Here is a 19,078-nt window from a genome sequence, read left to right on the forward strand (position 1 = left end):
GTCCCGAGGCTGCAACATTTTTGAGCAGCTCGTTTTCTCTCAATCGTGAGATCAGCACAAGGAGTAGCACTCTATGTCGGCCACCGATGGCTCCGGCGCTCCCCGGTTCAGCATTGTCATACCCGTGTACAAGGTCCGCGGATACCTGCGGGAATGCCTGGACTCGGTCCTGGCCCAGACCTTCGGGGACTTCGAGGTGCTCGCCGTCGACGACCGCTCTCCGGACGAATGCGGGGCGATCCTCGACGAGTACGCGGCCCGCGACCACCGGATCATCGCGATACACCGGGAGGATAACGGCGGCATAGGCCAGGCCCGCAACACCGGCGTGGAGCGGGCCACCGGCACCTACCTGCTGTTCCTCGACAGCGACGACACCTTCACCCCGGACGCCCTGGAGCAGATGGCGCGCCGTCTGGAGGAGGCGGACGACCCGGAGATCCTGCTCTTCGACCATGTGCGTACGTACTGGTGGGACAAGCGGCAGCCCAGCGCGAGTACCGAACTGCTCGCCGAGACGGGCGACGAGGTGTTCAGTCCCGCCGACCGCACCGAGTTCCTCAAGATGTTCGCCGTCGTCTGGAACCGGGCCTTCCGCCGCGATTTCTACGTCGCCGGCGGCTTCAGCTACACCGACGGGCTGTACGAGGACGCGCTCATGGTCTACACGACCATGCTCAGCGCCGAGCGCGTCGCCTGCCTGAACCACGTCTGCGTCGAGTACCGCCAGCGCCGCCAGGGCAGCTCCATGGTGACGCCGGGCCGCAAGCACTTCACCATCTTCGAGCAGTACCAGCGGCTTTTCGATTTCGTGGCCACCAGGCCCCACCTCGACCCGCTGCGCCCCTTCCTCTTCGAGCGCATGGTGAGCCATTTCCTCTTCACCTTCGCCCGCGCCAGCCGTGTGGTCCCGGCGGACCGGGCGGAGTACTTCCGCGCCGCCTCCGCGATGTACCGCGCGCACCTGCCGGCCGGCTACGAGCCTCCCGCCGGGGTGACGGGCGCCAAGTTCCAGGCGCTCGGCCGCGGTTCGTACTCCTCCTTCCAGGCGCTCAAGCTGGTCAACAAGACCCGGGTCACCGTGCGGCGCAGGCTGAAGAGCGCCAGGTCCACCGTCGGCAAGCGCGCCCTCACCAGCCTGTACCAGATGCACTCCAAGCGGCCCCTGGATCCCCAGCTGGCCGTCTACGCCGCCTACTGGAACCGGGGCGTGGCGTGCAACCCGGGTGCCATCTTCCGCAAGGCCCAGGAACTCGCCCCGGACATCCACGGGGTGTGGGTCGTCCGCCGGGGCCTCGAGGACACCGTCCCGGAGGGCGTGGACTACGTGGTGCCGGGCTCGCCCCGCTACTGGGAGGTCATGGCCCGCGCGACGTACTTCGTCAACAACGTCAACTTCCCCGACGACATCATCAAGCGCCCCGGCCAGATCCACATCCAGACCCACCACGGCACGCCGCTCAAGCGCATGGGCATCGAGCAGCAGCGCTACCCGGCCGCCGCCAAGGGCATGAGCTTCCGCAAGCTGCTCCAGCGCGCCGACCGCTGGGACTACAGCGTCTCCTCCAACCAGCACTCCTCGGAGAACTGGGAGCGCGTCTACCCCTGCACCTTCGAGTCGATCGACGCCGGGTACCCGCGCAACGACGTGTACTTCACCGCCACCGCCGAGGACGTCGTCGCGGCCCGCGAGAAGCTGGGCATCGCACGGGGAAGGACGGCTGTGCTGTACGCCCCGACGGTCCGCGACTACCAGGCCGGCTTCGTCCCGCGGATGGACCTGGAGAAGGTCACCCGCGGCCTCGGTCCCGACACCGTCCTGATGGTCCGTACGCATTACTTCTACGGGCAGGACCCCGCGCTCCAGCGGTTGCACGAGCAGGGTCTGCTGCTCGACGTGTCGAAGTACCCCGTCGTCGAGGAGCTCTGCCTGGCGGCCGACGCGCTCATCACGGACTACTCGTCCATCATGTTCGACTACGCCTGCCTGGACCGGCCGATCCTCACCTACGCCGACGACTGGGAGGTGTACGTCAAGTCCCGCGGCGTCACCTTCGACCTCTTCTCGGGCGAGCCGGGCGAGACCCCGGGTGTGCTGGCCACCACCGAGGACGAGCTGATCGAGGCGTTCCGCAGCGGTGACTGGGACAGTGAGCGGGCGGCGGCCCTGCGCGCCGCCTTCCGTGAGCGCTTCGTCCAGTACGACGACGGCAACGCGGCCGAGCGGGTGGTGCGCCGCGTCTTCCTGGGCGAGGAGATGACGCCCGCGCCGCAGCCGCTGTCGCTGCGTACGCCGGCTCCGACCCCGAGCAAGGCGGAGGCGGTTCCGTCGCGCTGAACGGTGGGGCGGGGGCGCGCCGCGCGTCCGTGGTCCGTCCGGCCACTGGGCCGGACGGACCCCGGACGACGGGCGACACACTCGTCACACGTGATTAACAGCCACGGTATTGCCACAGTGGGTGACATGCTTCTACGGTCTCCTGCACACGCGGTTCTACGGGTGTAGACCGAGAACGGTGCAAGTTCGACAGGCGGCGGGTCCCCCGGCTGCGCGGGCGTCCGGTCCTGCTGCTCGGGAAGGGGCAGGAATCGTGAACCGTACTGTTGTCCGCGGAGGGCTCGTCATCACGGCCTCCGACGAAACGCACGCCGACGTCCTGATCGAGGACGGGCGCATCGCCGCCCTCGCCTCGCACGGCAGTAGCGCGGCCGGCGCCTGGACCGCCGAACGCACGATCGACGCCACCGGGAAGTACGTCATCCCGGGCGGCGTCGACGCGCACACCCATATGGAGCTGCCCTTCGGCGGCACGTTCGCCTCCGACACCTTCGAGACGGGGACGCGGGCGGCCGCCTGGGGCGGCACCACCACCATCATCGACTTCGCCGTGCAGAGCGTCGGGAAGGCGGTGCGCGAAGGTCTCGACGCCTGGTACGCCAAGGCCGACGGCAAGTGCGCCGTCGACTACGGCTTCCACATGATCCTCTCCGACGTCGACGAGCACTCGCTCAAGGAGATGGACCTGCTGGTGGGGGAGGGGATCACCTCCTTCAAGCTCTTCATGGCGTACCCCGGTGTCTTCTACAGTGACGACGGGCAGATCCTGCGCGCCATGCAGCGCTCCGCCTCCAACGGCGGGCTGATCATGATGCACGCCGAGAACGGCATCGCGATCGATGTCCTCGTCGAGCAGGCGCTGGCCGAGGGCCGCACCGACCCCCGCTACCACGGAGAGGTCCGCAAGGTCCTCCTCGAAGCCGAGGCGACCCACCGCGCGATCCAGCTCGCGCGCGTCGCGGACGCCCCGCTGTACGTCGTGCACGTATCGGCGGAGGAGGCCGTCGCCGAGATCGCGGCGGCCCGCGACAAGGGACTGAACGTCTTCGGCGAGACCTGCCCCCAGTACCTCTTCCTGTCCACGGACAACCTCGCGGAGCCGGACTTCGGGGGCGCCAAGTACGTGTGCAGTACGCCGCTGCGCCCGCGCGAGCACCAGGCGGCGCTCTGGCGGGGTCTGCGGACCAATGACCTCCAGGTCGTCTCGACCGACCACTGTCCCTTCTGCTTCTCGGGGCAGAAGGAGCTGGGCCGGGGAGACTTCTCGAAGATCCCCAACGGGCTGCCGGGCGTGGAGAACCGCATGGACCTCCTGCACCAGGCCGTCGTCGACGGGCACATCTCACGGCGCCGCTGGATCGAGATCGCCTGCGCGTCCCCGGCCCGCATGTTCGGCCTCTACCCGAAGAAGGGGACGATCGCGCCGGGCGCCGACGCCGACGTCGTCATCTACGACCCGCACGCCGAGCAGACCATTTCGGCGGAGACCCACCACATGAACGTCGACTACTCGGCCTACGAGGGAAAGCGGATCACCGGTCAGGTGGAGACGGTGCTCTCGCGCGGCGAACTCGTCATCGACGAACGGAAGTTCACCGGCCGGGCAGGACACGGCATCTACACGCCCCGATCCACGTGTCAGAACCTGAACTGACCCTGAACCAACCGGGAGGTCCACGACATGGACTTCGGACTCGTCCTGCAGACCGACCCGCCCGCATCGGCGGTCGTCGGGCTGATGCGGCGCGCGGAACGCAACGGCTTCCGCTACGGCTGGACCTTCGACTCCGCCGTGCTGTGGCAGGAACCCTTCGTCATCTACAGCCGCATCCTCGAACACACCGAACACCTCATCGTCGGCCCGATGGTGACCAACCCCGGCACCCGCACCTGGGAAGTCACCGCTTCCACGTTCGCCACCCTCAACGAGATGTACGGCAACAGAACCGTGTGCGGCATCGGCCGCGGCGACTCCGCGATGCGCGTCGCGGGCCGCAAACCCAACACCCTGGCCCGGGTCGGCGAGGCGATCGGTGTCATCCGTGACCTGGCCGAGGGGCGGGAGGCGGACGTCGAGGGGCAGCGGCTGCGCCTGCCGTGGGTGCGCGACGGCCGGCTGCCGGTCTGGATGGCGGCGTACGGGCCGAAGGCACTGGAGCTGGCGGGGCAGAAGGCCGACGGGTTCATCCTCCAGCTCGCGGACCCGTTCCTGACGGAGTGGATGGTCAAGGCGGTACGTACCGCCGCGTCGGACGCGGGACGGGACCCGGCGTCCATCACGATCTGCGTCGCGGCCCCGGCGTACATCGGCGACAACCTCACGCACGCGCGGGACCAGTGCCGCTGGTTCGGCGGCATGGTCGGCAACCACGTCGCGGACCTGGTCGCCCGGTACGGCGAGCACTCCGGCCTGGTGCCGGAGGCCCTGACGGAGTACATCAAACAGCGTCATGGGTACGACTACAGCCATCACGGGCGGGCCGGGAACCCGGACACCGCCTTCGTGCCCGACGAGATCGTCGACCGCTTCTGCCTGCTGGGACCGCCCGAGGCGCACATCGAGAAGCTCAAGGCGCTGCGCGCGCTCGGCGTCGACCAGTTCGCCGTCTACGACATGCACGACGCCCGCGAGGAGACGATCGACGCGTACGGCGCCGAGGTCATCCCCGCGCTCACCTCCTGAGTCCCGCACGCGTCACCGCGACACGTCACCGCTACACCTCACCTGCGACGTCACGGCCGAATCCACCGGCGGATCCACCGGCGATGTCACCAGCGAAGTCACCAGCGATGTCCCGAGCGAAGGGCCCGCCGCCATGACCGCAACCGTCCCCAGCGACCCGCCGCCTCCGCCTCCCATATCCGACCCGCGGGGCCGCGTCGGGCTCGCGCCCGGCGGGGCCGGCTCCGACAGCCGCTTCGTCAACGACGACCTGCTGCCCGTCCCGGTGGAACGGCGCCGGTGGACGACGTACAACTTCGCGGCCCTGTGGGTCGGCATGGCGCACAACATCCCCTCCTGGATGCTCGCTTCGGGACTCGTCGCCCTCGGCATGGACTGGAAGCAGGCCGTCTTCACGATCGCCCTGGCCAATGTGATCGTGCTGCTGCCGATGCTCCTCACCGGGCACGCCGGACCGAAGTACGGCATCCCCTTCCCGGTGCTGGCGCGGGCGTCCTTCGGGCTGCGCGGGGCCAATCTGCCCGCGTTGATCCGGGCGGGGGTCGCCTGCGCGTGGTTCGGCATCCAGACCTGGATCGGCGGCCAGGGCATCTTCATCCTGCTCGGCAAGATCTTCGGCGGGTGGGCGGAGGCGTCGAGGGTCGGCGGGCAGCCGTGGACGCTGTGGGTCTGCTTCGTACTCTTCTGGGTGCTCGAACTCGCCATCATCTACCGGGGGATGGAGGCCCTGCGGCGCTTCGAGAACTGGGCGGCGCCCTTCGTCATCGTCGGCGCGCTGGTCCTGCTCGGATGGATCACCTGGAAGGCGGGAGGCGTCGGGCCGTTGCTCGACCAGCCGTCGAAGCTCGGCTGGGGGAGCGACTTCTGGCCGGTCTTCTTCCCGTCGCTGATGGGGATGATCGCCTTCTGGTCGACGCTGAGCCTGAACATTCCCGACTTCACGCGGTTCGCGTCAGGCCAACGCGCCCAGATCTGGGGCCAGTCGCTCGGACTGCCGACGACGATGACGCTGTTCGCGCTGCTGTCGGTGTTCGTGACGTCGGGATCCCAGGCCGTGTACGGCGCGCCGCTCTGGGACCCCGTCGCGCTGGCCGCGAAGACGGACAACGTCTTCGGCCTGCTGTTCGCACTGGTGACGGTGCTGGTCGCGACGATCTCGGTGAATCTCGCGGCGAACGTCGTCTCCCCGGCGTACGACCTGGCGAACGTGGCACCGAAAGTCATCAACTTCCGTACGGGGGCGCTCATCACGGGCGTGGTCGGCGTCCTCATCATGCCGTGGAAGCTGACCGCCACACCGGAGCTGTACATCTTCACCTGGCTGGGCGTCGTGGGCGGTCTGCTCGGCACGGTCGCGGGCATCCTGATCGCCGACTACTGGATCATCCGGCGGACCGTACTGGAGCTGCCCGACCTGTACCGGCCCGAGGGGCGCTACTGGTACACGGCGGGCTGGAACGGCCGGGCGCTGGCGGCCTTCGCGGTGGGCGGCGCCCTGGCGGTGGGCGGCTCGCACTCGGCGCCGGGGAAGGGGCCGTTCCCGCAGGACGGTGTGATCCCGCTGCTGAGGCCGCTCGCGGACTACGGCTGGGCGGTGGGGCTGGGGAGCGCGCTGCTGCTCTACGTGGTGCTGATGTGGCCCGCGAGGACCCCGGCTTCGTCAAAATGAGGCCCCCGCCGCCGGACGGGCACCGCCCTTACGCACGAGACGGAGCCGCACCGCATGTTCACGACCCGCCCGACTCTCCAAGGCACCTTCGGCATGGTGTCCTCCACCCACTGGCTCGCCTCCCAGTCCGCGATGGCCGTCCTGGAGGACGGCGGCAACGCCTACGACGCCGCCGTCGCCGCCGGTTTCGTCCTGCACGTCGTCGAGCCGCACCTCAACGGGCCCGCCGGAGAGGTGCCGGTCATCCTCGCCCCGGCGGGTGGAGAGGTGCGGGTGCTCTGCGGTCAGGGGCCCGCGCCGGACGGTGCGAGCGCCGCCCACTACCGGGCGCTGGGACTCGGCCTCGTGCCGGGTACCGGGCCGCTGGCCGCCGCCGTGCCGGGAGCGTTCGACGCGTGGATGCTGCTGCTCCGTGACTACGGCACCAAGTCGCCGCGCGAGGTGCTGCGGTACGCCATCGGGTACGCCGAGGACGGACACGCGCCCGTCGAGCGCGTCGCCGAGACGGTGGAGACGGTGCGGGCCCTGTTCGAGCGGGAGTGGACCTCGTCCGCCGAGGTCTACCTGCCGGGCGGCAGGGCGCCGGCTCCGGGCGAGCTGTTCCGCAACCCCGTTCTCGCCGCGACCTGGCGGCGCCTGATCGCCGAGGCCGAGGCCGCGGGCGGCGACGACCGGGTGCGTCAGATCGACGCGGCCCGGGCGGTGTGGCGCGACGGGTTCATCGCGGAGGCACTGGTACGGCAGGCCGCGCGCCCCACCCTGGACACCAGCGGGGCCCGGCACACGGGGACGCTGAGCGCCGCCGACCTGGCCGGCTGGTCCGCGACGTACGAGGCGCCCGTGACGTACGACTGGAACGGCTGGACGCTGTGCAAGGCGGGCGGCTGGAGCCAGGGGCCCGTCTTCCTCCAACAGCTCGCGCTGCTGCCGCCGGAGCTGCCCGCCCACGGCTCCGCCGACTACGTCCACCTGCTCGTGGAGGGGTGCAAGCTGGCGATGGCGGACCGGGAGGCCTGGTACGGCGACGCCGCCGAGGTGCCGCTCGACGCGCTGCTCTCGGCGTCATACAACGCCGGACGCCGGGCGCTTGTCGGGGACAGGGCCTCGCTGGAGCTGCGGCCAGGGAGCCCCGGGGGGCGTACGCCCGTGCTGAGCGCGCACGCGCTCGCCGTCGCGGCGGGGAAGCCCGGACACGACGTCATGGGTATGGCCGCCGGTGCCGGTGAACCGACCGTCGCCGGGGACGGGGCCACCCGCGGCGACACCTGCCACCTCGACGTCGTCGACCGCTGGGGCAACATGGTCGCGGCGACGCCGAGCGGCGGCTGGCTCCAGTCGAACCCGGTGGTCCCCGAACTCGGCTTCCCGCTCGGCACACGGCTCCAGATGGCCTGGCTGGACGAAGGGCTGCCGAACACGCTCACGCCCGGGCGACGGCCCCGCACCACCCTGACGCCGTCGCTGGCGCTGCGCGACGGGACCCCCGTGCTGGCCTTCGGCACGCCCGGCGGCGACCAGCAGGATCAGTGGCAGCTGCACTTCTTCCTCGCGGTCGCGCTGGCCGGCACCCCGGCGCGCGGCGGCTTCGATCTCCAGGGGGCCATCGACGCGCCCAACTGGCACAACGACTCCTTCCCCGGATCCTTCTGTCCGCGCGCGATGCGGCCGGGGAGCGTCACCGTCGAGTCGCGCACGGATCCGGGCGTCGTCGAGGAGCTGCGGCGCCGGGGCCACGACGTGACGGTCGGCGGACCCTGGTCGGAGGGGCGGCTGTGCGCGGTCGCGCGCGATCCGCGGACGGGCGTGCTGTCAGCCGCGGCGAACCCGAGGGGAATGCAGGGTTACGCGGTCGGGCGCTGACGGCACTCCACGTTGCCGGCGTTGTCAGCGGGTCGTGCTTTCCTGGATACATGATCGATGACAAGTTGTCCGACGTCGAAGAGGCCGTGCGCAAGGCGGCCGCCGCCGAGATCGTGCCGCGGTACCGGCAGCTCGCCGCGCACGAGATCGTCGAGAAGACCGGGCCGCACGACCTGGTGACCATTGCCGACCGGCAGGCCGAGGAGCACCTCACCGCGTCCCTGACCCGGCTGCTGCCGGGATCCGTGGTGGTGGGGGAGGAGGCGGTCCACGAGGACCCGGCGGTGTACGAGGCGCTGCGCGGCGACGCGCCGGTGTGGATCGTGGATCCGGTGGACGGCACCCGGCAGTTCGTGCGCGGCGAGCCGGGCTTCTGCACGCTGGTCGCCCTCGCGCACCGGGGCGAGGTGCTCGCCTCCTGGACGTACGCGCCCGCGCTGGAGGAGATGGCCGTGGCGGTGCGGGGCGGCGGGGCCCGGCTGAACGGCGAGGTGCTGCGGGCGGGCCTTCCGGGTACGGGCGCGACGCTGCGGGTCGCCACGTCCCATCCGGACTTCACGACGGACGACCAGAAGGCGGCGCTGCTCGGCCTGAACGTCCCGGGCGTCGACGCACGACCCTGCGGGTCGGCCGGTCTCGAGTATCTGGCGGTGGCCCGGGGAGACCTGGACGCCGTGGCCTTCTCGTGGGAACTGGCGTGGGACCACGCGGCGGGGCTGCTGCTGGTCGAGGAGGCGGGCGGTTCGCACGCGACCGTCGCGGGGGAGCGGTTCCGGCTGACGGGCGGCAACGCGCTGCCCTTCACGGCCGCCCGGGACGCGGCCACGGTCGCGCGGGTGGCCGGGCTGCTCGGCGGTGGCGCGGCATAGCGCGCGGGGACGGGACGGGCGAGTACTTCCGGCCATGCCACCCTCCCGCCGTCTCCCCCGCCGTGGCCGGGAATATCCTGGGGCCCTTGGCCATCGGCTGACGAAGGAGTCCGAAGGTGCCGTCGATGCTCGATGCCGTCGTCGTAGGGGCGGGGCCCAACGGACTGACCGCCGCCGTCGAACTCGCCCGCCGGGGCTTCTCGGTAGAGGTGTTCGAAGCACTGGACACCGTGGGGGGCGGCGCCAGGACCGAGGAGCTCACGCTCCCCGGGTTCCGGCACGACCCCTGTTCCGCCGTGCACCCGCTGGGCGCGGGGTCGCCGGCCTTCAAAGCCATGCCGCTGGGCCGGTACGGGCTGGAGTGGCTGCACCCCGAGCTGCCCATGGCCCATCCCTGGGACGACGGCACCGCCGCCGTGCTCTCCCGGTCGGTCGCCGAGACCGCGGCCTCGTTCGGCGCGCGGGACGCCGGGACGTACCGGCGGCTGGTCGCGCCCTATGTGGCGAAGTGGGACACGCTGGCCCGGGACTTCATGTCGCTGCCCTACAGCGCGCTGCCCCGCGACCCGCTCACCCTGGCCCGTTTCGGCATCGACGGGCTGCCGCCCAGTACGTGGCTGATGCGCCGCTTCCGGGACGACAAGGCGCGGGCCCTGTTCGCCGGGCTGGTCGCCCATGTCATAGCGCCGCTGGGGGGAGTCGCGACGAGCGCCGTCGGGCTCGTCTTCGCGCTCGCCGCGCATACCGGTGGCTGGCCGATGCCGCGGGGCGGTTCCCAGTCGATCTCGGACGCGCTCGCGGCGTACCTGCGCGATCTCGGCGGCGTGGTGCACACCGGTTTCGAGGTCAAGCGGCTGGACGATCTGCCGCCCGCGCGCGCGTACGTCTTCGACACGTCGCCCACCGCGCTGGCGCGTATCGCCGGCCTGGGGCGGGCATACGAGAAGTACCGGTACGGCGCGAGCGTGTTCAAGATTGATTACGCCCTCGACGGACCCGTGCCCTGGACGGCGGAGGAGGCCAGGCGGGCCGGAACCGTCCAAGTCGGCCCGAGCACCGGGGAGATCGGCACCGCGCTCGATCAGGCCTCGGGCGGAACGGCCCCCGAAACGCCGTTCCTGATCACCGCTCAGCCGAGCCTGGTCGACCCGTCCCGCGCCCCCGAGGGCAAGCACGTCTTCTGGGCGTACGGTCATGTCCCGCACGCCTGGGACGGCGACTTCACAGAAGCGGTCGAGCGCCAGATCGAACGCTTCGCGCCCGGATTCCGCGACCGCGTGCTCGCCCGGGCCACCGCCGGTCCGCCGCAACTGGCCGCCCGCAACGCCAACTACATCGGCGGGGACATCGCGTGCGGCGCCGCGACGGGCCTTCAGCTGGTACTCCGGCCGAAGGTGTCTCTCTTCCCGTACGCGACACAGCACCCGGCCGTCTTCATCTGTTCGTCCGCGACCCCGCCCGGACCCGGCGTGCACGGCATGTCGGGGCACAACGCGGCGAAGGCGGTGTGGCGGCGCCTGCGCGCGGCCTGAGGCCCCGGCGGGGGAGGATGGTCCCATGACGGCCACCATCACCCTTGTGCGCGGTGACATCACCGAGCAGCACGTCGACGCCATCGTGAACGCCGCCAACTCGTCCCTGCTCGGAGGGGGCGGCGTCGATGGCGCCATTCACCGCAAGGGCGGCCCGGCCGTCCTGGCCGACTGCCGCCGCCTGCGAGCCTCCCGGTACGGCAGAGGGCTGCCGACCGGACGGGCCGTCGCGACGACGGCGGGAGAGCTGAACGCCCAGTGGGTCATCCATACCGTCGGCCCGGTGTGGCAGCCCGACCAGGACCAGTCCGGGCTGCTCGCCTCCTGCTACCGCGAGTCCCTGCGTGTCGCGCGGGAGCTGGGCGCGGTGAGCGTCGCGTTCCCCGCCATCTCGACCGGTGTGTTCCGGTGGCCGATGGACGACGGCGCGCGCGTCGCCGTGCGTACGGTCAGGGAGGCGGCCGGCGGGTCGGTGGCCGAGGTGCGGTTCGTACTGTTCGACGAGGCCGCGTACCAGGCGTTCGAAACGGCCCTGGCAGCCGCACCTTGATGTCGGATTCTCGCCAGCCCCGCTGGGGCGTCGTGCCCGATGCTTGAGCCATGCACACCGACACCGAGCGTTGCGTACGCGCTGTCCAGTCCAAGGACTCGCGCTTCGACGGCTGGTTCTTCACGGCGGTCCTGACCACCCGCATCTACTGCCGCCCCAGCTGCCCGGTCGTGCCGCCCAAGGTCGAGAACATGACCTTCTACCCGAGCGCGGCCGCCTGCCAGCAGGCCGGCTTCCGGGCCTGCAAGCGCTGCCGGCCCGACACCAGCCCCGGCTCCCCGGAGTGGAACGCCCGTGCCGACGTCGTGGCCCGCGCGATGCGCCTGATCGGTGACGGTGTCGTCGACCGCGAGGGCGTCCCCGGACTCGCCGCCCGCCTCGGCTACAGCACCCGGCAGATCGAGCGGCAGCTGCTGGCCGAACTGGGTGCCGGGCCGCTCGCCCTCGCCCGCGCCCAGCGCGCCCAGACCGCCCGCCTGCTCATCGAGACGACCCCGCTGCCCATGGCGGACGTGGCCTTCGCCGCCGGGTTCTCGTCCGTACGCACGTTCAACGACACGGTCCGCGAGGTCTTCGCCCTGTCACCCAGCGAGCTGCGCAGCCGCGGGAAGAAGCAGCCGCAGACCCCCGGCGCGATCTCTCTGCGCCTGCCGTTCCGTGCCCCGCTCAACCCCACCAACCTCTTCGGCCACCTCGCCGCGACCGCCGTACCGGGCGTCGAGGAATGGCGCGACGGGGCGTACCGGCGCACGCTCGCCCTTCCGTACGGGCACGGCATCGCCACGCTCACCCCGCGGCCCGACCACATCGGCTGCCTCCTGTCCCTCACCGACCTGCGCGATCTGACCATCGCCATCAGCCGCTGCCGGCGGCTGCTCGACCTCGACGCCGATCCGGTGGCCATCGACGACCAGCTGCGCACCGATCCGCTGCTCGCTCCGCTGGTCGACAAGGCCCCGGGGCGCAGGGTGCCGCGTACGACCGACGCGGCGGAGTTCGCGGTACGCGCGGTGCTCGGCCAGCAGGTGTCGACGGCCGCGGCGCGTACGCACGCGGCCCGCCTGGTCACGGCGCACGGCACGCCGGTCGACGACCCGGCCGGCGGACTTACGCACCTCTTCCCGGACCCGGCCCGCCTGGCCGCGCTCGACCCCGAGTCGCTGGCCCTGCCGCGCAACCGCCGCACGACGCTGACGACGCTGGTCTCCTCGCTCGCCGACGGCAGCCTCCAGCTCGGCTTCGACAGCGACTGGGAGCGCGCCCGCGACCGGCTCATGGAGCTGCCCGGCTTCGGCCCGTGGACGGTGGAGGTGATCGCGATGCGCGCGCTCGGGGACCCGGACGCGTTCCTGCCGACCGACCTCGGAATCCGGCGGGCGGCCCGGGAACTGGGGCTGCCGTCGACCCCGGCGGCGTTCACCGCGCGGGCGGCGGCCTGGCGGCCGTGGCGTGCGTACGCCGTCCAGTACCTGTGGGCCACCGACGACCACCCCATCAACAACCTGCCGGTATGAGGAGCGCGTCCATGCACACGAGCACGAGCACGAACACGGGCGCGGGCGTGAGCGCGAGGCAGCACAGCGTGATCGACAGCCCGTACGGGCCGCTCACCCTGGTCGCGACCGACGGCCGCCTTTCGGGGCTGTACATGACGGACCAGCGTCACCGGCCGCCGGAGGAGTCCTTCGGGGAGCGGACGCCGGGCATTCTGAAGGAGGCGGTGCGGCAGCTCGACGCGTACTTCGCGGGCGAGCTCATGGAGTTCGACCTGGAGCTGAGCCTGGCCGGCACGCCGTTCCAGCGCAGCGTCTGGGCGCAGCTCCAGCGGATCCCGTACGGCGAGACCTGGACGTACGGCGAACTGGCCGAGCGCCTCGGCAACCCGGCGGCGTCCCGTGCGGTGGGCCTCGCCAACGGCAAGAACCCGGTCGGCATCATCGTGCCCTGTCACCGCGTGGTCGGCGCCGCGGGCAGCCTCACCGGCTACGGCGGCGGCCTGGAGCGCAAGCAGAGGCTGCTGGCGTTCGAGGCGGGCGGGGCGGCGCCGGCCGACGACCGGCTGTTCTAGCCACGCCCGCCCGCCGGGAGCCCGGGAGCCGGACGGGCCGGTCGGTGCCGCGAGACGGCAGCAACCGGCCCGCCGCCCGGCCTACTCGGTGATCCGCGCGAACGGGGTCGGGGTCTGCCCCGTCCATCGGTGCAGAATCGACCGCGCCGTCTGCTTCGTCACCCCGTCCTCCACCACCGTGCCCGCCTCCACCAGGTAGTACCGCCCGTCGCCGAGCGAGATGAGACCGTACTGCCCGCCCGACTCCCACCCGTACGTGCCCGACGCCTCGTGGTGCAGCCCCTTGCGGAGCAGCGGCAGCAGTTCGCCGCGCTCCGGCTGCGGCTGGCCCGTGACCGGCCCGGTGACCGGCCGCTTCGAACCGTCGGCCACGAAGAGCGAGTAGTTGGGGAACTGCGGCTTCGCACCCTTGTAGACGGCCATCAGCCAGTTGCCCGTGCGCTCGTCGTACTCCAGATTCTGCACGCCGTACCGGGTGTTGCCGGTGCGGACGAAGTACTTGCCGTCGACGTCCGAAGGCCCGCTGGTGTGGGGGTCGCTCTCCGGCAGCGGGCGTTCGTATCTGCGCCACTTCCGTACGTCGTACTGGAGCAGGACCTGGTGGTCGTTGTCCTGCCGCTTGATGTTGGAGTAGATGCCGTACGCGACCGTCAGGACCTGCTTGCCGCGCCTGGTGCGGCTGCTGCGGTCGAACTTGGGCCCGAAGGCCACCCCGTCGATCCCGCTGCACCCGTACCGGTGGTCGGGGGTGTTGGCGGTGTCGCCGTCGAACCTGCCGTCGCCGTTCATGTCGGCCGTGTAGTCGTCCACGACCTCCTGGAGGTGGACCGTCGACACGACGTCGCTGGTCCGTGCGTCCATGCCCATCCGGTCGATCCGGTCCACGTCGAGGATCGCGATGTAGAAGGCCTTCGCCGCCTTGTACTCCAGCGAGCCGTAGACCCGCCCGTCCTTCACGTTGTAGTCCAGGTCGCCGAGATGTCCGGTGAATCCAGATACGGACCCCACCGGATTGCCGCGCAAATCAGTCTTGACGAGCAGGTTGGTGAAGGAGAAGTACATGAATCCCTTGTGGCGGTCCACCGCCACACCCTGCACGTGCCCGGCCTTCCACGCCCCGCCCTTTATCTCGGCGGGCAGGTGCCGTGCCTTGTGCGCCGCTGTCGGGACGGACGGCGCCGCCGCTCCGGCCGAGACGGCTCCCTGGGCCACAAGGGCCCCGGCGGCAAGGGCGGTCAGGACTCCACCGGCGAATGTGCGCATGGGCTCTCCAGGTCTCGTCGAGGAACGAAGCGGAACTGACGCGGACGGGAAGCGGAAGGGGCGGCGGAAGGGGCGACGAAGGGGAGCGGAACGAAGGAGGGGGATGCCGGGCACGTTAGACCGCGCTGTGGTCCGCTCGGTGCACTCCGGTGCAACACCGGGTGAAGGCACTGAGGCAACAGACCGTAGAGCGCAGGGGGGTTGACGGACAGACTCGATTCAGCCGAGCACCAGCCGCGCCGTACGGTGGGCCAGTTCGGTGATCCGTACGCCGTCGAAGCCGAACACCGCACTGCGCACCGTGTCCTCCAGCGGCTCGGTCCACTGCCGCCCGATCCCGGCCGACCCGCACAGCACCCCCGCCACCGAGCCGGCCGTCGCGCCGTTGGAATCGGTGTCCAGGCCGCCGCGCACGGTGAGTGCGATGGTCCGGGTGAAGTCGCCGTCGCCGTACAGCAGTCCGGCCGTGATGACGGCGGCGTTCGGGACGGCGTGGATCCAGCCGAGCCGGCCCGTCTCCTCGTCCATCGCGGTGAGTGTGTCCTCCCAGGCCGCCCCGGCCGCGTGCAGGGCGAGCGTGTGGCGGACCGTACGGGCGAGGCGGCTGCTCGCGGGTACGCGCTCCACCGCCGCCTCCAGGGCGGCACGCGGCCCGGACGCGGTGAACGCGGCGGCGATCAGTGCCGCCGCCCACATCGCGCCGTACACGCCGTTGCCGGTGTGCGAGAGCACCGCGTCGCGGCGGGCCAGCGCTGCCGCGCGGTGCGGGTCGCCGGGGTTGGTCCAGCCGAAGATGTCGGCGCGGATGAGGGCGCCGATCCACTCCTGGTACGGGTTTTCGAAGGTGGCGGTCAACGGGGGCTTCAGCCCGTTCGCGAGATTGCGGTACGTCGCCCGCTCGGCGGTGAAGGTCTGCAGGTACGGCAGGCGCAGCAGCCACAGTTCGCCGACCTCCTCGGTGGTGAAGGCGAAGCCGTGGGTCTCCAGCAGGTGCAGACCGAGGATCGCGTAGTCGACGTCGTCGTCCCGGCAGCTGCCACTGATCCGGCCGCGCACGCAGTGCCGCCATTCGGGGCGCAGTTCGAAAGGTTCCGTGGCGGCCGGGGGCTCGGGCAGGTAGTCCGTGAGGGGGAGTGCTCCGGCCAGCCGCAGGTAGCGGTCGATGCGCGCCCGTGTCCAGTAGTCGCCGCGCTCCACGGGCTTGCCGAGCATGTTGCCGGCGATTCTGCCCAGCCAGCCGCCGAGAATCCGGTCGGCCGTGTGCGTGCTGTGTGGCGTCATGCGTCGGGTCTACCCGCTTCCCGTGGTCGAGTATGAGAGATTTACGTGGTTTTCACTGGTATGTGAGAGAGGGGGGTGTGGGGTTGTTCGATCGGGTCGGTGCGCATGACGACCCACTATGGGTGTCAAAAGATGACACATCGGGTTGGCACGCCGTTCGGGACGCCGGGCCACGCTGGACGCCCATGGGCAGGGGGGCCTTCCTGCGGATATGGTCGGGTCGGCGCGACTGCCTGTTCGAAAGCAAGGGATAGCAAGGTGACGGACGGAGCAGTAACTGAGACCGCCCGCGTGCTCGTCGCGGCGGACAAGTTCAAGGGCTCGCTCACGGCCGTGCAGGTCGCGGAGCGGGTGACGGCCGGGCTGCGGCGGGTCGTCCCCGACGTAAGCGTCGAGGCACTGCCGGTCGCCGACGGCGGCGACGGCACGGTGGCCGCGGCGGTGGCGGCCGGATTCGAGCGCCGGGAGGTACGGGTCACCGGACCGCTCGGCGAGCAGGTCACAGCGGCGTTCGCGCTGCGCGACGGCACCGCCGTGGTCGAAATGGCGGAGGCATCGGGCCTCCAGCACCTCCCCGAGGGCGTGTTCGCGCCGCTCACCGCGACGACGTACGGCTCCGGCGAACTGCTGCGCGCCGCACTCGACGCGGGCGCCCGCACGATCGTCTTCGGCGTCGGCGGCAGCGCCACCACCGACGGCGGCGCGGGCATGCTGGCCGCGCTCGGGGCGCGCTTCCTGGACGCGGCGGGCGAGCCGGTCGGTCCCGGTGGCGGTGCGCTGAGCGATCTGGCCACGGCCGACCTGTCCGGCCTGGACCCGCGTCTCGCCGAGGTGGACCTGGTCCTCGCCAGTGACGTCGACAACCCGCTGACGGGCCCCAAGGGCGCGGCGGCGGTGTACGGCCCCCAGAAGGGCGCCACCGAGGAGGACGTGGCCACGCTCGACGCGGCCCTGGCGCACTACGCGTCCGTACTCGGGCCGAAGCACGCGGACTCGCCCGGCGCGGGCGCGGCGGGCGGCATCGGGTACGGCGCGCTGATCGCACTCGGCGCGAGCTTCCGCCCCGGGATCGAGGTCATGCTCGACGTCCTCGGCTTCGCAGCAGCACTGTCCCGGGCCACCCTGGTCATCACCGGTGAGGGCTCGCTCGACGCGCAGACCCTGCACGGGAAGGCGCCGGCGGGGGTGGCGGCGGCGGCGCGCGCGAAGAACGTCGAGGTGATCGCCGTCTGCGGCCGCCTCGCTCTCCGCCCGGAGGTTCTCGGCGCGGCAGGCATCCGCCGCGCGTACGCCCTGGCAGACCTGGAGCCGGACCCGGCCCGCTCGATGGCGGAGGCGGGACCGCTGCTGGAACGAGTGGCGGAGAACATCGCCCGCGACTTCCTGACCTGACGGCACGGGGGCGGGTGACCCGCGGGGGCTGCTCCCCTACCCGCCCCTTCCGTACCCGGGGGCAGGCCCCGCGCCCCCGCCACGCCCTGCGGGCCCTGCCCTCAATCGTCGGACGGGGCGTGCATCGCCGGACGGGATCGTTCCCGTGACGCGGCCCGGCACCGGGCCGCGTCACCCGCCCCCGCAGGGCACTCTCAGCCCGTCCGGCGTTCGAGGACGCGGGCCGGGGGGGCGGAGTCCCGCTTTCGGGAAGGGGCGGGCAGAGGAAGTCCCCGCCCGCCGCCACCTCACGCCCCGGACAGCCGGAACGCGTCCAGAGCCAGTGTCATCTCGATCAGATCCCGCGGCCGCGACAGCGAACGCGACGTCAACTGCTCAAGCCGACGCAGCCGGTTGAACACCGTGTTCCGATGGCAGTACAGCCGCCCGGCGGTACGCCCCGCCGACCCCTCGCACGAAAGCCACGCGTCCAGCGTCTCCAGCAGCACCACCCGGTCCGCCGGGTCCAGCCCCATCAGGTTTCCGAACACGTCCGCGACCAGCCGCTCGGCCAGCTCCGGCTGGCTGACCACCAGCGCCGTCGGCATCCGCTCGTCGAGCCGTACGATCCCGGTCGCGTCCGGCGCGCAGGTCCGCAGGGCCAGGTCCGCCAGCCGCCGGGCCCGGCCCAGCCCGGCCAGGCCGTCCACCACCGGACTGATCCCGCCGGGCCCCGGACAGCGCGCGGCGAGCAGCTCCGACAGGTCGGCCGGCGTCGTCTCCTCGCCCAGCGAGACGACCCCCACTTCGCAGTCCGTACGCATCCGCCAGATGAACCGCATCCCGGAGCCCTGGATCCGCCGGTGAAAGGGCTCGCGCCCGTCCCGCCGCTCCAGCCGCAGCACCACCACCGCGTACCGCCCCTGCTCCGGCAGATCGAGACCCGCCGCCGCGCGGGCCGCGAGAGCCGGCGAGTCCTCGCCCTCCAGCAGGGCGTCGAGAAGCGCCTGGAGCCGTTCGTCTGTACGGTGGCGCAGCTCGGCCTCCGTCGCGCGGTACGCCTCCGACGCCGTCGCCGTCTCCGCGTCCACCGCCGCGAACACCGTCGTAGCCGCCCGCATCAGCACCGCGAGCCTCTCCGGATCGCCGCCCTCCGTACCCTCCGTACCCTCCGCACCCGGCGCGCCCTCCAGCAGCGCGTCCCAGATCAGGTAGCCGGCCTGCCGGTAGGAGTGCACCAGCAGCTCCAGCGGGAAGCCCTGCTGAGCCCGGCGCCGGCCCGTCCACTCCGCGTACTCGAGGTCGCGGCGAGGCTGCGACTTCGGCGCAGAGATCGCCTCGATTCCGATCCGCATGGCCCGCTCGGTCTCCTGCCAGTGCTGGTCCTGCGACAGGACCCGGGCATACAGCGGCGAGTGCGCGTGCAGCTCGTGCAAGTGCTGGTCCACCAGTTCCGGCAGCCGGTCGAGCAGTGCCGTACATGCCTCGGTCAGCACCGCCCAGTCGTGCCCCGTACGTGCTCTGCGGCCACTCATGCGCCGGAGCGTGTCACGAGCGGGGCCCGTCCGGCACCCCCCTGACAGGCAGTGTTGTG

General features: G+C 71.6%; 14 protein-coding genes. 11 read left to right on the forward strand and 3 right to left on the reverse strand.

Translation table 11 applies throughout. The annotated features are described in order from the left end of the window. Positions 1 to 73: 73 nt before the first annotated feature. The 10 genes from ACWIHY_RS02045 to ACWIHY_RS02090 all read left to right on the forward strand — a co-directional run bounded on the left by ACWIHY_RS02045 (position 74) and on the right by ACWIHY_RS02090 (position 13,569). Complete coding sequence (locus ACWIHY_RS02045; protein WP_454373606.1) at positions 74 to 2,338, forward strand: bifunctional glycosyltransferase/CDP-glycerol:glycerophosphate glycerophosphotransferase; 2,265 nt, start codon at positions 74 to 76, stop codon at positions 2,336 to 2,338. A 250-nt stretch (positions 2,339 to 2,588) separates the two neighbouring features. Then, complete coding sequence (gene hydA / locus ACWIHY_RS02050) at positions 2,589 to 3,992, forward strand: dihydropyrimidinase (protein ID WP_454373863.1); 1,404 nt, start codon at positions 2,589 to 2,591, stop codon at positions 3,990 to 3,992. Between the two features lie 27 nt (positions 3,993 to 4,019). Beyond that, positions 4,020 to 5,021, forward strand: a complete 1,002-nt coding sequence (locus tag ACWIHY_RS02055) for a TIGR03842 family LLM class F420-dependent oxidoreductase (RefSeq protein WP_454373607.1) — start codon at positions 4,020 to 4,022, stop codon at positions 5,019 to 5,021. A gap of 133 nt (positions 5,022 to 5,154) precedes the next feature. After that, positions 5,155 to 6,690, forward strand: a complete 1,536-nt coding sequence (locus tag ACWIHY_RS02060; RefSeq protein ID WP_454373608.1) for an NCS1 family nucleobase:cation symporter-1 — start codon at positions 5,155 to 5,157, stop codon at positions 6,688 to 6,690. A 54-nt stretch (positions 6,691 to 6,744) separates the two neighbouring features. Beyond that, entirely contained in the window at positions 6,745 to 8,550 is a 1,806-nt protein-coding gene (locus ACWIHY_RS02065) for a gamma-glutamyltransferase family protein (protein ID WP_454373609.1), read from the forward strand. A 50-nt stretch (positions 8,551 to 8,600) separates the two neighbouring features. Further along, positions 8,601 to 9,419 (forward strand): inositol monophosphatase family protein, encoded by an 819-nt coding sequence (locus ACWIHY_RS02070; protein WP_454373610.1) that lies wholly within the window; start codon positions 8,601 to 8,603, stop codon positions 9,417 to 9,419. A 116-nt stretch (positions 9,420 to 9,535) separates the two neighbouring features. Further along, positions 9,536 to 10,951, forward strand: coding sequence for a phytoene desaturase family protein (locus ACWIHY_RS02075; RefSeq protein WP_454373611.1), 1,416 nt, complete (start codon positions 9,536 to 9,538; stop codon positions 10,949 to 10,951). A 25-nt stretch (positions 10,952 to 10,976) separates the two neighbouring features. Then, positions 10,977 to 11,501, forward strand: a complete 525-nt coding sequence (locus ACWIHY_RS02080) for an O-acetyl-ADP-ribose deacetylase (RefSeq protein WP_454373612.1) — start codon at positions 10,977 to 10,979, stop codon at positions 11,499 to 11,501. A 50-nt stretch (positions 11,502 to 11,551) separates the two neighbouring features. Further along, on the forward strand, positions 11,552 to 13,015 hold the full coding sequence (locus tag ACWIHY_RS02085; RefSeq protein ID WP_454373613.1) for an AlkA N-terminal domain-containing protein: 1,464 nt from the start codon (positions 11,552 to 11,554) through the stop codon (positions 13,013 to 13,015). Positions 13,016 to 13,026: 11 nt separating this feature from the next. Further along, the gene (locus ACWIHY_RS02090) at positions 13,027 to 13,569 is read left to right on the forward strand and encodes a methylated-DNA--[protein]-cysteine S-methyltransferase (RefSeq protein WP_454373614.1); all 543 of its coding nucleotides are present in this window, start codon (positions 13,027 to 13,029) and stop codon (positions 13,567 to 13,569) included. 81 nt (positions 13,570 to 13,650) lie between these two features. Here ACWIHY_RS02090 and ACWIHY_RS02095 read toward each other — a convergent pair whose 3' ends face one another. Next, positions 13,651 to 14,832, reverse strand: coding sequence for a hypothetical protein (locus ACWIHY_RS02095; RefSeq protein ID WP_454373615.1), 1,182 nt, complete (start codon positions 14,830 to 14,832; stop codon positions 13,651 to 13,653). A gap of 219 nt (positions 14,833 to 15,051) precedes the next feature. Next, positions 15,052 to 16,113: an ADP-ribosylglycohydrolase family protein gene (locus ACWIHY_RS02100; protein ID WP_454373616.1), complete on the reverse strand. Its 1,062-nt coding sequence runs from the start codon at positions 16,111 to 16,113 to the stop codon at positions 15,052 to 15,054. Positions 16,114 to 16,371: 258 nt separating this feature from the next. Here ACWIHY_RS02100 and ACWIHY_RS02105 point away from each other — a divergent pair, with 258 nt between their 5' ends. Then, the gene (locus ACWIHY_RS02105) at positions 16,372 to 17,505 is read left to right on the forward strand and encodes a glycerate kinase (protein WP_454373617.1); all 1,134 of its coding nucleotides are present in this window, start codon (positions 16,372 to 16,374) and stop codon (positions 17,503 to 17,505) included. A gap of 287 nt (positions 17,506 to 17,792) precedes the next feature. Here ACWIHY_RS02105 and ACWIHY_RS02110 read toward each other — a convergent pair whose 3' ends face one another. Next, on the reverse strand, positions 17,793 to 19,019 hold the full coding sequence (locus tag ACWIHY_RS02110; protein ID WP_454373618.1) for a PucR family transcriptional regulator: 1,227 nt from the start codon (positions 19,017 to 19,019) through the stop codon (positions 17,793 to 17,795). Positions 19,020 to 19,078 lie beyond the last annotated feature (59 nt).

It is taken from the genome of Streptomyces sp. NPDC055287 (genome assembly GCF_053646035.1).

What these genes read in the sequence shown, in the direction of transcription:
- ACWIHY_RS02045 (WP_454373606.1), top strand. Translation starts at nt 74, where the DNA reads ATGTCGGCCACCGATGGCTCCGGCGCTCCCCGGTTCAGCATTGTCATA.
- ACWIHY_RS02055 (WP_454373607.1), top strand. Translation starts at nt 4,020, where the DNA reads ATGGACTTCGGACTCGTCCTGCAGACCGACCCGCCCGCATCGGCGGTC.
- ACWIHY_RS02060 (WP_454373608.1), top strand. Translation starts at nt 5,155, where the DNA reads ATGACCGCAACCGTCCCCAGCGACCCGCCGCCTCCGCCTCCCATATCC.
- ACWIHY_RS02065 (WP_454373609.1), top strand. Translation starts at nt 6,745, where the DNA reads ATGTTCACGACCCGCCCGACTCTCCAAGGCACCTTCGGCATGGTGTCC.
- ACWIHY_RS02070 (WP_454373610.1), top strand. Translation starts at nt 8,601, where the DNA reads ATGATCGATGACAAGTTGTCCGACGTCGAAGAGGCCGTGCGCAAGGCG.
- ACWIHY_RS02080 (WP_454373612.1), top strand. Translation starts at nt 10,977, where the DNA reads ATGACGGCCACCATCACCCTTGTGCGCGGTGACATCACCGAGCAGCAC.
- ACWIHY_RS02085 (WP_454373613.1), top strand. Translation starts at nt 11,552, where the DNA reads ATGCACACCGACACCGAGCGTTGCGTACGCGCTGTCCAGTCCAAGGAC.
- ACWIHY_RS02090 (WP_454373614.1), top strand. Translation starts at nt 13,027, where the DNA reads ATGCACACGAGCACGAGCACGAACACGGGCGCGGGCGTGAGCGCGAGG.
- ACWIHY_RS02095 (WP_454373615.1), bottom strand. Translation starts at nt 14,832, where the DNA reads ATGCGCACATTCGCCGGTGGAGTCCTGACCGCCCTTGCCGCCGGGGCC.
- ACWIHY_RS02100 (WP_454373616.1), bottom strand. Translation starts at nt 16,113, where the DNA reads ATGACGCCACACAGCACGCACACGGCCGACCGGATTCTCGGCGGCTGG.
- ACWIHY_RS02110 (WP_454373618.1), bottom strand. Translation starts at nt 19,019, where the DNA reads ATGAGTGGCCGCAGAGCACGTACGGGGCACGACTGGGCGGTGCTGACC.